We start from the raw sequence: 13298 nt of genomic DNA on the forward strand, positions 1-13298 counted from the left end.
AGCGTCAGAACTGGCTGCACTCCACATGCTCGATGGATAGCCCCGCACGCGAGATCGCAGGGACGAGACGCTCGAGATACCAGGTAAAATCGACGATACCAGGGACCTCGTGCACGTCGCGCACGTTGATGGTGAGGCTGATCGTCAATCTGTCATCGCTGGGATCCAGGAGGAGTTCTCCGCCGGAACCAGCATCCTTGTGTACCAAGGAGATCCCCACAAGCTCGCCCACGTCCTCCTTGTGCTTGATCACCGCTAGAACATCCGACCAGCGATCAAGCCGCGCCCACTGCCAATCGAAATCCCCTCGATCTCCGGCCGGCAAGTAGCTTATATGCCCATGGTCATCGTAGGACCAACCAGCTTCGAGCAACGCGGCCACGATGTCCTGAAATTTCGACCTGAGCCCCGGAATGCGGACATCGATTGAAGCAGAGCGACTCATTCAAACCTCGGTTATTCATCTGGTGCGAGGACCGGAGGGGCAGCGGTGCCTACGTATATCATGAATCCTCCCGTCATCCGCGAGGAAGGCCTCGCGCATCATCGAAAGAATCCGAAGTTTGAACATGATCGCCGGGGCTCCCTGATACAGCCTCATCGAGGGCTGATCCAGCACGAGGTCGTCGCAGACACCGAAGAACGGGTCGTGTTCCTGGGATACGTCCAAGGCTCATCCGGCGCGGCATCCGCGGTCTGGATCGACCCTGGCCTCGCTTGACACGCTGGCTCATGAAACCGTCTCGCACGGCGTTTGGTCGTCCGGATTACACCCGAGCGACATCGTGCTCGCATGCCGCCATCCCCTGGCCACGCATGCAGGTTCTCGATTAGAATCGATGATTCCCCGTTCGGGAGGGGCCATGCGCGGCGTGCCTCTTGCTGTATCCATCCTCCTCTCTGTTGCGGTCGCCGCGTGCGACCAGGCCGCGCCTCCCGCCGAGACGCCGCCCGATCCGGCGGCCGCCCAGCCGCTCGTCGCCGCGGCAACCCCGGTGATCTCCGCGGTCACCTGGCCACCGGCCGCCTCGCTCGACCGGACCGCGCTCGCGGCGCTCCCGAAGACTGCGTCCCACGCCGCCAGGGCCTCTCGGGTCCCGGTGCTCGTGCCGTCGCGGCGCGAGTTCCTGGCGGCGCCGGTCATCGTCGCCAGGGAGCACTGGACCTCGTTCTGGGCAAAGACGGACGCGATCACCGTCTCGCTCACAATGACCCGCCTCGCGCACAAATATCCGAGCATTCCACCGTTCCGGGGGTCCCGTGCCGTGCGCGGGGCGCCGGCGTTCGTCACGGCGAACGAGGGTATCTGGAGCGCGTCGTGGACCGAGAACGGCGTCTCGTACGCGCTCGACGTCGAGTGCGCCTCCCCGAAGGCGCCGGCCTGCGCCTCGGACGCGCTCGTCCTCGATCTCGCCGCGGAGCTCGTCTATGTGGGCGGCGACGAGCCCAGGGCCGCGGGAGACATGCCATGATCGCGCCGCTCCGCCCGCTGCGCCCCCGCTGCGCCGCGCTGGCTTCGCTGATCGCGACAGCCGCGCTCGCGCTCGCGCTCCCGCCGAGCGCCGCCGCGGCCGATCCGTTCTCGTACCGTCCGGCCGGCGAGCTCCTTCCAGGCTCGGGAGAGGGGCGCGTCGACGACGTCGTGTATGCGCCCTCCATGCGCTTTCCGCTCGAGGAGGGCCCGGCGTTCGCCAACTCCCAGGTCTACAGCAAAGGCGGGAGCGCGGGCCCGGCCGGTGGACAGTGCGACGCGGACAACTATGCGTATCCGTGGCGCGACAACTACTGCGAATTCCGCTCGTGGGAGATGCCTCTCTGCCCCTCCGGCACAGGGCACCAGGGGCAGGACGTGCGGCCGGCGACGTGCGAGGCGGGAAAGCACTGGGTCGTCGCGGTGGTGGATGGCACCATCACGAGCGTCGGCAGCTACTCGGTGTACCTGACCGGCGAGGACGGGACTCGCTACGACTACCTGCACATGTCGGATGTCCAGGTCTCGCCCGGCCAGGACGTGTCGCGGGGCGAGCGCATCGGGCGGGTGTCCAACGTCTTCGGGGACACGCCGACGACGATTCACCTGCACTTCAACGTGCGGCAGTCCGTGAGCGGCGTCGGCGTGGTCTATGTACCGCCCTACACATCGCTCGTCGCCTCGTACGAGGCGCTGCTCAACAAGCCCCCCGAGGGCGCCCTGGAGACCGCCGGCTGCAGCGGTATCGCAGGATGGGCCCGCGACCCGGACGCGGAGAGCGCGCCGGGCGACGCGCGGCTCTACTTCGACGTCCCCGCGACCGAGGCGGGCGCGGAGGGCTACAGCTTCCCCGCGGACCTGCGCCGCGACGACCTCTGCGAGCCGCTCGGCTCGTGCACGCACGGCTTCGAGGCGCCGATGCCGCTCAGCCTGCTCGGGGGCGAGCACGCGGTCCATGCCTATGGGGTCGACGCGCTGAGCGGCGAGGAGGTAGAGCTCGAGGGGAGCCCGAGGGCCCTCGAGTGCCCGCTCGATCTGCCCTCCGGCGTGAGGCGGCCGCTCGACAGCGACGGCGCGCTCGGCCCCTGGGGGTTCTCGCGGTTCTGGGACGTCGCCAGCGCGCCGGACGCGGCGCTCCAGGCGCTGCCGGAGGGCAACGCGTTCCCATCGTCGCCGCTGCTCGTGCGCGGCGACGACGGCGCGGCCTCCCTCTGGCTGATCGACGGCGCCGAGCGGCGGGCCGTGCCGGAGGCCGACGTGGCGAGCGCGTGGCATCTCGATCCGGACGAGGCCGTCGTGTGGCCAGCAGCGAGGCTCGCCGCGTTGCCGCTCGGGCCGGCGCTGCGGCCGCGCCCGTTCCTGGTCCAGGGCTCCGGGCCGGCGCTCCACGTCATCGACGCGCCGCCGCTTCCGGGCGAAGGCGGCGCGGGCGCCGGCGGCGCTGGCGAGGCCGGCTCCGGGGGCGCTCCTGCCACCGGAGACGCGGAGGAGGGCGCGCCCGGCGCGAACTTCGGCGTTCACGGCCAGCTGCGCTGCGAGTGCGGCGCAGCCGGCGCGGGCGCCGCGGGCTCCGCTGGGGCGGGCTGGCAGCTCGGGCTCTTCGCGGCGGCGCTCGGCGCGGCCCGCATGCGGCGCTCGGCGGGACGCGCAGGCGGCGGCGCGAGGGCCGGCCGCCTCAGCCTCCGTGGATCTTGATCCCGGGGATCGACCGGAGCGGGCTCGCGTCCTCGACCCGCGAGCCCTCGAGGTAGACGTTCTTCAGGCTCTTGAGCTCGCGGAGCGGCGACACGTCGCTCACCCGCGTCCGCTTCATCTGGAGCATCTCGAGCTTCTTCAGGCCGGCGAGCGGGCTCACGTCGGTCACCTCGGTCTCATCGAACTGGAGCTCGGTGAGGCTGGTGAGGCCGGCGAGCGGCGAGAGGTCGGCGACGGGCGTGCGGCCGATGTCGAGCCGGTCGAGCTTGACCAGGCCGGAGAGCGGCGAGAGGTCTTTGACCAGGGTCGCCGACACGCGCAGCGACTCCAGCCGGAGCAGGCCCTTGATCGGGCGGAGGTCGTCGATCTTGCCCGGCGGCAGGTAGAGCCCTTTGACGCCCGTGAGCTCGGGGAAGAGGCACGGATCGAGCTCGTCGAGCCCCTGGGCATCCGACAGGTTCATGGTCTTGATGTTCTTGAGCTCGGCGCGCTTGATCGGCCCCTCGGGCTTCTGGAGCTGCTGCCGCACCTTGGCCTCGAGCGCCGGATGAGAGAAGGTCACCGGATCGCTCTTGGTGCACACCACGTCTTGCTTCTTCGGCGGCGCGCTGGCCGTGGCCGCGGGGCTCGCCGCAGGAGGCGCGTCAGCGGGTTTCGCCGCAGAAGGCGCGGCCGAAGCTGCTCCCGCAACGGGCTTCGGGGGCTCGTCGCAGCCGAGGAGAAGAAGGGCGATGCCAAGGGATGCAAGGACGAGAGGGCGAATCATCGCGGCGATGATACACGAGACGGCCGACGAAGGCCGCGTCTTCTAAAGGGCGCTCGCGCGCTACAGCGGCAACAGCAAAAGCCCTTGTCGCGAGTCAAGCTGCTCGGAGAACCAGTCCCGGTGGCGCCGCTCCACCGCGAGCGAGTGCCGGAGGACGTCGCGCGCGCGCTCGGAGAGGCCTTCACGGAACGATATCATCCGCTCGTAAGCAGCGCAGCTGTCCTCCTCGTAATGCCTCATCGCCTCGAGGATCGCGCGATCTCCGACCATCCCGTTCGTCAGCGCCTTGCTCTTCAGCTTGGGTCGGACGCCGCTCTCGATCGGCGGCTCGCCGAGCTCGTGGGCCAGGGCGGCGAGCACCTCGAGGTGACGCTCGTGATCGTGAAGGAAGCTCGCGAGCCGGCTCTTGTCGCCTGGTCGGCTCATCCGCGAGAGCGCTGCTGCGAGCGCGTCCACCGTGGACCAGTTGAGCTCGATCAGTTCGGTCAAGGACCCGATGAACGCGGCTTCGCCGCCGATCACGGACGCCATGGAATATCGCTCCTCTCCTCGCGGAAGCGGACCGCCCGCGTGAAGAGGGAGGTGGGCGGGTGCTTCTCCAGGCCTTCGATGCTCGCAAGCCCGGTGCCGGAGCCCGCCTGTGCAGCCGCTATCCATCGCTGCGCGCGCGTCGTCCAGGAAACCCGCGGTTCTCCACGCTTGTCGCCCGCCGCCGCGCCCGAGACGGCCCGCTCCAGGGCCTGCGCTCGAGGGGATGCGAAGACTCAACCCAGATCGAGGCCGCGGTCGCGGCCCTGGGTCGAGGGCGCGCCGGACCAGGACGGAGCCGTGACGTGCCGAGGCGCAATCAGCGCATGCTCACGCCGCGCCAGCCAGCGAGGCGCGAACACGTCCTGGACATGAGCGCACCTCCGCCCGAAGCGCGAAGGCGGCGTCGTCCAGGTCAGGATCAGGAGAGGTGGACTTCGGTCGAGATCGCTCCGGCCGCGCGCTCGACGGAGATGTCGCTACTTCTTGCCAAAAAGGCCGCCGAGCGAGCCAGCGAGGCTGCCGACGTCCAGGTTGGCGATGGCGGGGGCCGCCGCGCCGAGCGCTGTGTCGACGTGGGCGGCGAGCGGCGCGGGGAGCTTCTCTTTCAGGAAACCGACCACCGTCTCCACGGCCACGCGGGCCTTGTCTTCCGAGATGCCAACCTTCTCTGCGACCTGTCGTACCAGCTCGTCCATGGCCTCGACGCTCATCCTTTCTTCGCGAGCCGTGCTCGCTGCGAGAGCATCCACGCGTCGATCGTCACAGGCAAGGGAATTCAGCGCAGGGTTCGGCGCTCTCCCTCTCTCCCGTCGTCGTCCGCACATCCTCGGCGACTCGAAACGTCCACCGTGAGAGGCATCGTCAAAGGCATCGCCGGAGGTTCCCTATGTCTCGCGCTCGAGCGCGCGCACGAGGAGCGGCGCCACCGAGTGCAGGGCGCCGGGCGCATCGGCGAGCTGCTGGCTGCCAGGGTGCGAGTCGGTCCCGAGCAGCGTCGTGAACACGGAAGCCTTCCTGATCTTCTCGAGCGAGTCGCCCGGCAAGACGAGGTGGCTCGCGACGGCGTGAACCTTGGATGCGCCGGCGGCGAGGTAGGCGCGCCCCGCCTGGACGAGCGATGAGCCGGTGCGGACCATGTCATCGTAGATGACGACCTCGCGGCCCGAGACATCGGCGTTGATGCCTGTCACGCCGACGCCATCGCCTCTCCGCTCCTTGTACACGAACGCCGGCTCGACGCCGAGGCCGCGGGCGAGGCTCTGCACCCATTTGGCCCGACCGGCGTCCGTCGCCGCCAGCACGTACGGGCGATCGCCCATCAGCTCGCGGACCGCCTGCGTGATGAGCGGAGCGCCGTAGAGGTGGCGCGTCACGTGCGAATCGCTGAAATAGAACTCGATGCCATCGGTGTGCAGATCGAAGAGGAAGATGCGCGTGCCCGCGTCGCACGAAGGGATCGCCGAGATGAGCCGCGCCCGCGTCTTCGCGGTCACCACCTCGCCCGGCTTCACGGCCCTCTCCATGGTCGCGTAGCCGAAATAAGGCATCACGATGGAGAGCGACCGCGCGCCTGCGCGCGAGATGGCGCAGCCGAGATCGTAGATCTCCAGCCAGTCCAGGTCCCGAGGGGCGCCGCCGAGCAGGACCACGTCGCGCCCCCAGCAGTCGACCGCGACGCGCAGGTAGCGCTCACCGTCGGGGAAGCTCTTGCGCTCGACGAGGCCGCGCTCGAAGTCCCCCGCGGCGAGGAAGGCGGGCTCGAGGTAGCTGTACGAGCTGATCGTGATGAGCAGGCGCCGCTGGCTCATCGCGCACCTCGGCGGGTCGTCCGGGCCGGAGCGGCGGGCCCTCGGCGCGCGCCCCGGGCAGCCGCGGCCTTCCCCGCCTTCGCGGACGGCGCGGCCTTCCCCGCCTTCGCGAACGGCGCGGCCTTCCCTGCCCTCGCGGGCGGCGCGGCCTTCACGGACGGCGCGGCCTTCGCGGACGGCTTGCCCTCTCGGGCCCTCGCGGACGGCGCGCCCACGCTGGCGAGGACGCTCTTCAGGTGGGACTCCGCGCCGGGTTCGCTGGGAAAATCGACGGGATCGGGGAGATCTTTCATCTGCACGACGTCGCATCCTGCTTCACGCGCGGCCTCGTGCAAATGACGCCGGAACCTGGCGCGCGCGATGCCGCGGTGGTTGGTGCAGGCGAGCAGCCTGCCGCCCGGGGCGAGCACGCGGAAGGCGAGCGCGGCGAGCGCGCTGAAATCGCTCGCCGCGCTGAAGCGGCTCTTCTTCGTGGTCGCGAAGCTCGGCGGATCGAGCACGACCAGGTCGAAGCGCCGGTCGGACTGGGCGGCGGCCTTCAGCCACGGGAACACGTCGGCCTCGACCACGACGTGCGCCGCCGGGTCCGCGCCGATCGCGGCGAGGTTGTCGCGCGCCCAGGCGACAACGCCCCGGGACACGTCGACCGTCACGCTCTCGCGCGCGCCGCCCGCCACGGCCGCGACGGTGAACGCCCCCGTGTAGGCGAACAGGTTCAGCACCCGGGCCCCCCGGGACAGCTCCCGCACCCGCCGCCGGTTCTCGCGCTGGTCGAGGAAGACGCCGGTCGAGAGCCCGTCGCCGAGCCGCACCTTGAACGGCAAGCCGTGCTCGAGGACGGTGAACTCCTCCGGCGCGTCCTCCCCTCGAACAGCCTGCCGCGGCGCGAACTCCTCGCGCCGCGCGTCGACGATGACGCTCGCGTGCTTCGGGCGCGCCTTGAGGTAGACGCCCTTCGCCCCGAGCCGGTGGGCCGCGTCGAGCACGAGGTCCCGCGGCGGCGCGCCCGGCTCGCCCTCGCCCGCGCCGAACAGCGACACGACGAGGTGCTCGCCGTACAGGTCGACGGAGACGGAGGGGAGGCCGTCGCCCGCGCCATGGACGAGCCGGAGCGCCGTGGTGTCGCCGGCGCGCGCGATCCCGTACCGCCGCTCGGCGGCCTCGCGCATGGCGCGCTCGACGGCCGCGACGCCGCCCGCGTACGGGTCCGCCGGCGCGGCAGCGAGCCACGCCTCGAAGGCCGCCGGCTGCTGCGAGCGGAAGATCGCGGCCGCGCCCGTGGCCGGGTGATCGAGGCGGAGCTCGGCGGCGTGCAGGAGCAGGCGCGGCGCCTCGGGGCCGCCGTAGAGCGGATCGCCGGCGATGGGGAGGCCGATCGCCGCGAGCTGCACCCGGAGCTGATGGGTGCGGCCTGTCTCGGGCCGGAGCTCGAGCAGGGCGCGGTCGCCGCGGCGCTCGAGGAGGCGATAGCGGGTGATCGCCAGTACGCCGTTCGCGGCCCGATCCTCCCGCCCCGCAGCCCGATCCTCCCGCCCCGCGGCCCGATCCTCTCGCGCCCCGCCGGTCTCGGCGAGCGCGCGCATCGCACCTCCCGGCGCCGGGACGAGGCGGTGCCGCAGGGTGCCGCGCGGCGGGCGATCGCCGAAGCCGGAGACCGCGGCGACGTACGTCTTCTGCACCGTGCGCCCCTCGAACTGGCGCGCGACGGCCGCGTTCGCCTCGCGCCGCCGCGTGAACAGGAGGACGCCCGAGGTGTCGCGATCGAGCCGCTGGTGGATCCCGAGGTACGCCTCGGCGTCGCCCCGGCCGCGGAGAAAGGCGCGGAGACGCGTCACCATGTCGTCGATCCGCTCCGCCTCCGGCGCGTGCGTCGACAGGCCAGCCGGCTTGTCGACGACGATGAGATCGTCATCCTCGGCGAGGATCCACTCCGGATGGATGTCAGGAAAGAGCTCCGAGAGCGAGAGGCGCGGGGTCATCAGTTCTGCTTGACGTCGGTGCCCGGCGGCGCCGTGAACTGGAACTCCGCCGGATCGATCGACGCGGGCTGCGACGCGTTCTCGAAGTCGAACCGGTTCCGGTTGCCCTGCGCGTCGACGATCAGGACGCGGCGCACGACGCCCGGGTCCTTCTTCGCGAGGAGCGCCTTGTCGATATAGAACATCACGAATTCGTAGTGGGGAGTCGGCGACCGCGGCTTGCCGACGAGCACGGGGCCGCCCTCGAACTTCGCCTTCTCGTTGAAGGTGAACGTGAACGACGGGCGGAGCCCGTGGCCCATGAGGAACGAGAGGGCGCCCGGATACTCCGAGTTCTGCACCGGCGTGACGAACATCTGCCGGTCCTCGGCGACGTAGACCTTGAGCGACACGCCGTCGGAGACGATGCGGTTCTGGTTCGGCGGATCGTAGCGAAACGAGATCCTGTCCGGCTTCTGGACCGACAGCGTCCCGCTCTGCTTCTTGACGGCCCCCGAGACCTTCTGCGTGTGCTCCTGCTTGAAGCGCGCAGAGTATGTCTTCTTGCCCACAAAGATCGCGTCGACCTCGGCCGCCACAGCGTCCGCGGATCCCACCGCGGCGGGCGGCACCGAGGGCGGCGCCGCCGTGCTGGGCGCGGAAGCGGAGGTCGCGGCCGGCGCCTCGGTGCGCCCTCCGCCCGCGTCGCGCTCTGCCGCGTCGCCGACGAGCGGCCCCGCGTCGCGCCCCGCCGTCGCGGCGCCCGCGTCCTCGCGCTTCCGGCCCGCGTCCACCGCCGGCGCGCCCGCGTCGGCCGGCGCACCACCGCCCGCCGCGTCCGTCGCCGTCGGAGCGCCCGCGCCGTCAGCCGCCGCGGGGGCGCTCGCCTGCGGCGGCGCGTCGGCCGACTGCGGCGGCGCAGCGGCCGGCTGCGGCAGGGCCTGCGCGGCGGAGGGCGAGGCGTCGGGCGCCGCGCCGACGGGAGCGGGCGGCGCGTCGCAGGCCGCCACGACCAGGGCAACGGCCGGGGCGAGGGCGACGAGGCGGAGGCGGTTCATCGAAGAGCTCGCTTTCAAGGAGAGTGCGTCGCGTGTTCTAGGACAGGTAGGGCCGAGGTGGTAGCGCCGACCTCCACCGCCCCGGGCCCCGCGCCGACGGCATCGACCGCGATCTCGCATCGTCGCGGGGGCCGCTCGCGGCCGTCGTCGCTCGAAAAACGGGGCCGCGCCGAGGGAACCATGCCGGAACGGCGGAACGGCGGCGCGGACATGCGCGGGCGACGAGGTCGTCACGAGCCCCCGGGGCGAGACCATGTCTTGACCCCTATTTCCACGTAGCCCAAACTCTCCGGCCGCATGCGCGCCGGCACTCCCTCCCTGATCGATGCGTCGTCGCTCATCCTGATCCTGGACGTCTCGCGCAAGCTCGCGGCGCCGTGCGATCTCACCGAGCTGCTCGAGCTCATCATCAAGACGGGGCGGGAGGTGATAGGCGCCGACCGCGGGAGCGTCTTCCTCTACGACGAGGAGGCCAAGGAGCTCTACTCCCGTGTCGCCACGGGCGAGGCCCAGATCCGCGTCAGCATCGACAAGGGCATCGCCGGGGAGTGCGCGCGCAAGCGCCAGACGATCCTCGTCGACGACTGCTATTCCGACCCGCGGTTCAATCAGGAGATCGACCGCCGGACGGGGTATCACACGAAATCCCTCATCACGGTGCCGCTCATCGGGCTCGACGACAAGCTCGTCGGCGTGCTGCAGATGCTGAATTCGAAGGCGGACCACTTCGGCCCGGACGAGCGCGACGTGGCGGAGCTGCTCGCGGCGCAGGCGGCCGTCGCCGTGCAGCGCACGCTCCTGCTCGAGGAGCGCATGATCAAGCTGAAGCTCGAGCACGATCTCACCATCGCGCGCGACATCCAGCAGAACATCCTCCTGCGGCGGCTGCCGCGCTGCCCCGGATACTCGCTGTCGGCGTTCAGCAAGCCGGCGGACGACACCGGCGGTGACATCTACGACGTCATCCGGCTCGACGAGCGCGCGGACATGTCGCCGATGCTCCTGCTGCTCGCCGACGCGGCCGGCCACGGCATCGGCCCCGCCCTCAGCGTGACCCAGTTCCGCGCGATGCTCCGCATCGGCCTGCGCCTCTCGGCCGACATGGACGCGCTCATGCACCACGTGAACCAGCAGCTCATCGAGGACCTGCCGAACGACCGCTTCATCACGGCGTTCCTCGGCATCCTCGACCCGACGACGCACCAGCTGCGTTTCCACGCGGCCGGGCAGGGGCCGCTGCTCCACTATCGGGCGGCCGAGGGCCAGGTCGTGTGGCGCGATCCGTCGACCGTCCCGCTCGGCATGTTCAAGGATCTCGACCTGCCCCCGACGCCGCCCCTCGTGATGGCGCCGGGCGATCTCCTCGTGCTGCTGACCGACGGCTTCTACGAGTACCAGGACGCCGCCGGGCAGGTGTTCGGCAAGGAGCGCGTCGGCGACCTCATCCACCGCCTGCACGCGCGCCCCACGTCCGACATCCTCGGCGCGCTCCTCGCCGAGGTGCGCCGCTTCGCCGGCTCGGCCAAGCAGATCGACGACCTGACAGCGCTGCTCGTGAAGCGGGATTCCTAGGGCGGCGCTCAACGGCTTCCCCTCGTCCCGTCCTTGCGCTAGCTAGGCCGCGATGAGCGCCGCCCCTGTCAACGCCCCCTCCCCCTTCCCCGGCGATCCGCCGGTCGACCCCGCGCTCGCGCAAGCGCACAAGCTCTCGGCGAGCGAGTGGGAGCGCGCGCGCGAGCGCCTCGGGCGGCAGCCGTCGTTCACCGAGCTCGGCGTGCTCAGCGTGATGTGGAGCGAGCACTGCTCGTACAAGAGCTCTCGCGTCCACCTCGCCCGGCTGCCCACGACCGGCCCGCGGGTCATCCAGGGGCCCGGCGAGAACGCGGGCGTCGTCGACATCGGCGACGGGTTCGCGGCCGTCTTCAAGATGGAGTCGCACAACCACCCGTCGTACATCGAGCCCTACCAGGGCGCGGCCACCGGCGTCGGCGGCATCCTGCGCGACGTCTTCACGATGGGCGCGCGCCCCATCGCGAACCTCGACTCGCTCCGCTTCGGCCGGCCGGAGCACCCGCGCACGCCGCAGCTGCTGCGCGGCGTCGTCGCGGGGGTCGGCGGCTACGGCAACTGCATCGGCGTGCCGACCGTGGGCGGCGAGCTCTTCTTCGATCGCGCCTACGACGGCAACATCCTCGTCAACGCCTTCACCTGCGGCGTCGTCCGCGCCGACCGCATCTTCTACGGGCGCGCGAGCGGCGTCGGCAACAACGTCCTCTACGTCGGCGCCAAGACGGGGCGCGACGGCATCCACGGCGCGACCATGGCCTCGGACGAGTTCTCCGAGGGCGGCCCGAGCCAGCGCCCCACGGTGCAGGTCGGCGATCCCTTCATGGAGAAGCTCCTGCTCGAGGCGTGCCTCGAGATCTTCGCGGAGGACCTGCTCGTCGGCGTCCAGGACATGGGCGCCGCGGGGCTCACCTCGTCGTCGGTCGAGATGGCGGGCCGGAGCGGCAGCGGCCTCGACCTCAACCTCGACCTCGTACCGCGGCGCGCGGCCCGGCTCACGCCGTACGAGATGCTGCTGAGCGAGTCGCAGGAGCGCATGCTCCTCGTCGCGAAGCCCGGGTGCGAGGCGCGCGTCATCGAGATCTGCACGAAGTGGGAGCTCGACGCGGCGATCATCGGCCAGGTGACCGACACCGGCCGCTGGGTCGTGCGCGCCACGCCCGGCTACGACCCGCTCGGCGGCGCGGCCGCCGGCGTGGCCCTGGACCCGGTCGTCGTCTGCGACCTGCCCGTGGATTTCCTGACCGACGCGGCGCCGAAGTACGACCGCCCGCAGCGCGACGACGCCTCGCTGCCGGCGCGCCGGGCGTTCGATCCGCGCTCCATCCCGGCGCCGGCCTCGTGGTCCGCGCTCTTCCTCGAGATGGCGGGCTCCCCGAACCTCGGCTCGCGCGCCTGGGTCTGGCGGCAGTACGACCAGATCGTGCGGGGCGGCACCGAGGTCCGGCCCGGCAGCGACGCGGCTGTTGTGCGCGTCCCCTGCGAGAAGGACGGCCAGCGGCACCAGAAGCTCCTCGCCTTCTCGAGCGACTGCAACGGGCGCCTCTGCGAGCTCGACCCGTTCCAGGGCGCGGCGATGGCGGTGGCGGAGGCGTGCCGCAACGTGGTGTGCGCCGGCGCGGAGCCGATCGGCCTCACCGACTGCCTCAACTTCGGCAACCCGGAGCGGCCGGAGATCATGCGGCAGATCGCGCTCGCCATCGACGGCATGGCGGCGGCGTGCCGCGCGCTGTCGGTGCCCGTCGTGAGCGGCAACGTGTCGCTCTACAACGAGACCGACGGCCGCGCGATCCTGCCGACCCCGACGGTCGCGGTGGTGGGGCTCGTCGCGGACGCAGGGGACGTGCAGCGGGCCTCGTTCCCCGCCGCCGGCCTGACCGTGCTGCTGCTCGGCGATCCGCGCGGCGGCCCGCTCGGCGGCTCCGAGTACGTCGCGCGCCACACGGGTGAGGTGAAGGGGCCGCCGCCCGCGCTCGATCTCGACCGCGAGGCGCGGCTCCAGGGGCTCTGCCTCGCGCTCGCGCGCTCGCGGCCGCAGCTCCTCCGGAGCGCGCACGACGTCTCGGAGGGCGGGCTGGCGATCGCCCTCGGCGAGTGTTGCGCCGCCGCCGACGATCCGGCGGCGCTGGTGGGCGCGAAGGTGCGGCTGCCGGGCGCGCCGGACGGCGGCGCGCGCGAGCCGCTCGCCGAGGCGCTGTTCGGCGAGGCCCCGAGCCGGATCATCGTGAGCGTCCGGCCCGAGGACGCGGCCGAGGTCGCGCGGCAGGCCAAGGCGGCGGGCGTGCCCTGCACCGAGCTCGGCACGACCGGCGGCGACCGGCTCACCATCGACGCGGGCGGCGGCGAGGGGATCGACGTCGAGCTCCGCGCCCTGCGCGAGGCGCGCGATCGGTGCCTCGAGCCGATCGTGGGGCGATAGCTCCGATCGCCCACAGAGGGCGCCAG

General features: G+C 71.6%; 11 protein-coding genes. 4 read left to right on the forward strand and 7 right to left on the reverse strand.

What is annotated here, in order from left to right; translation table 11 throughout:
• Nucleotides 1-4: 4 nt before the first annotated feature.
• Entirely contained in the window at nucleotides 5-445 is a 441-nt protein-coding gene (locus WME79_RS35855) for a hypothetical protein (protein WP_437524260.1), read from the reverse strand.
• Between the two features lie 418 nt (nucleotides 446-863).
• Between WME79_RS35855 and WME79_RS35860 the strand changes: the two genes are divergently transcribed.
• Nucleotides 864-1472, forward strand: coding sequence for a hypothetical protein (locus WME79_RS35860; protein ID WP_437524262.1), 609 nt, complete (start codon nucleotides 864-866; stop codon nucleotides 1470-1472).
• Nucleotides 1469-3166: a M23 family metallopeptidase gene (locus tag WME79_RS35865; protein WP_437524264.1), complete on the forward strand. Its 1698-nt coding sequence runs from the start codon at nucleotides 1469-1471 to the stop codon at nucleotides 3164-3166. The genes WME79_RS35860 and WME79_RS35865 overlap by 4 nt, the downstream gene beginning before the upstream one ends.
• On the opposite strand, the gene WME79_RS35870 is transcribed toward WME79_RS35865, so the two are convergent.
• The 6 genes from WME79_RS35870 to WME79_RS35895 all read right to left on the reverse strand — a co-directional run bounded on the left by WME79_RS35870 (nucleotide 3147) and on the right by WME79_RS35895 (nucleotide 9287).
• The gene (locus WME79_RS35870; protein ID WP_437524266.1) at nucleotides 3147-3752 is read right to left on the reverse strand and encodes a leucine-rich repeat domain-containing protein; all 606 of its coding nucleotides are present in this window, start codon (nucleotides 3750-3752) and stop codon (nucleotides 3147-3149) included. The two genes, WME79_RS35865 and WME79_RS35870, sit on opposite strands and share 20 nt — an antisense overlap.
• Nucleotides 3753-3992: 240 nt before the next feature.
• Entirely contained in the window at nucleotides 3993-4463 is a 471-nt protein-coding gene (locus WME79_RS35875) for a ferritin-like domain-containing protein (protein ID WP_437524269.1), read from the reverse strand.
• 476 nt (nucleotides 4464-4939) lie between these two features.
• The gene (locus tag WME79_RS35880) at nucleotides 4940-5158 is read right to left on the reverse strand and encodes a hypothetical protein (protein WP_437524272.1); all 219 of its coding nucleotides are present in this window, start codon (nucleotides 5156-5158) and stop codon (nucleotides 4940-4942) included.
• Nucleotides 5159-5347: 189 nt separating this feature from the next.
• Nucleotides 5348-6271 (reverse strand): ribose-phosphate diphosphokinase, encoded by a 924-nt coding sequence (gene prs / locus WME79_RS35885; protein WP_437524274.1) that lies wholly within the window; start codon nucleotides 6269-6271, stop codon nucleotides 5348-5350.
• Entirely contained in the window at nucleotides 6268-8250 is a 1983-nt protein-coding gene (locus WME79_RS35890; RefSeq protein ID WP_437524277.1) for a class I SAM-dependent methyltransferase, read from the reverse strand. Before WME79_RS35890 ends, prs begins: the two co-directional genes overlap by 4 nt.
• The gene (locus tag WME79_RS35895; RefSeq protein WP_437524280.1) at nucleotides 8250-9287 is read right to left on the reverse strand and encodes a LolA family protein; all 1038 of its coding nucleotides are present in this window, start codon (nucleotides 9285-9287) and stop codon (nucleotides 8250-8252) included. Before WME79_RS35895 ends, WME79_RS35890 begins: the two co-directional genes overlap by 1 nt.
• 297 nt (nucleotides 9288-9584) lie before the next feature.
• Here WME79_RS35895 and WME79_RS35900 point away from each other — a divergent pair, with 297 nt between their 5' ends.
• Nucleotides 9585-10859, forward strand: coding sequence for a SpoIIE family protein phosphatase (locus tag WME79_RS35900; protein ID WP_437524282.1), 1275 nt, complete (start codon nucleotides 9585-9587; stop codon nucleotides 10857-10859).
• 52 nt (nucleotides 10860-10911) lie between these two features.
• Nucleotides 10912-13272, forward strand: a complete 2361-nt coding sequence (gene purL / locus WME79_RS35905) for a phosphoribosylformylglycinamidine synthase subunit PurL (protein ID WP_437524285.1) — start codon at nucleotides 10912-10914, stop codon at nucleotides 13270-13272.
• Nucleotides 13273-13298 lie beyond the last annotated feature (26 nt).

The sequence above is a fragment of the Sorangium sp. So ce726 genome (assembly GCF_051521405.1).
Taxonomy (GTDB): Bacteria; Myxococcota_A; Polyangia; order Polyangiales; family Polyangiaceae; genus Sorangium.

Excerpts from the sequence above, each read along its gene's own strand:
- WME79_RS35855 (WP_437524260.1), bottom strand. The coding sequence starts at position 445 with ATGAGTCGCTCTGCTTCAATCGATGTCCGCATTCCGGGGCTCAGGTCG.
- WME79_RS35860 (WP_437524262.1), top strand. The coding sequence starts at position 864 with ATGCGCGGCGTGCCTCTTGCTGTATCCATCCTCCTCTCTGTTGCGGTC.
- WME79_RS35865 (WP_437524264.1), top strand. The coding sequence starts at position 1,469 with ATGATCGCGCCGCTCCGCCCGCTGCGCCCCCGCTGCGCCGCGCTGGCT.
- WME79_RS35875 (WP_437524269.1), bottom strand. The coding sequence starts at position 4,463 with ATGGCGTCCGTGATCGGCGGCGAAGCCGCGTTCATCGGGTCCTTGACC.
- WME79_RS35880 (WP_437524272.1), bottom strand. The coding sequence starts at position 5,158 with ATGGACGAGCTGGTACGACAGGTCGCAGAGAAGGTTGGCATCTCGGAA.
- prs (WP_437524274.1), bottom strand. The coding sequence starts at position 6,271 with ATGAGCCAGCGGCGCCTGCTCATCACGATCAGCTCGTACAGCTACCTC.
- WME79_RS35890 (WP_437524277.1), bottom strand. The coding sequence starts at position 8,250 with ATGACCCCGCGCCTCTCGCTCTCGGAGCTCTTTCCTGACATCCATCCG.
- WME79_RS35895 (WP_437524280.1), bottom strand. The coding sequence starts at position 9,287 with ATGAACCGCCTCCGCCTCGTCGCCCTCGCCCCGGCCGTTGCCCTGGTC.
- WME79_RS35900 (WP_437524282.1), top strand. The coding sequence starts at position 9,585 with ATGCGCGCCGGCACTCCCTCCCTGATCGATGCGTCGTCGCTCATCCTG.
- purL (WP_437524285.1), top strand. The coding sequence starts at position 10,912 with ATGAGCGCCGCCCCTGTCAACGCCCCCTCCCCCTTCCCCGGCGATCCG.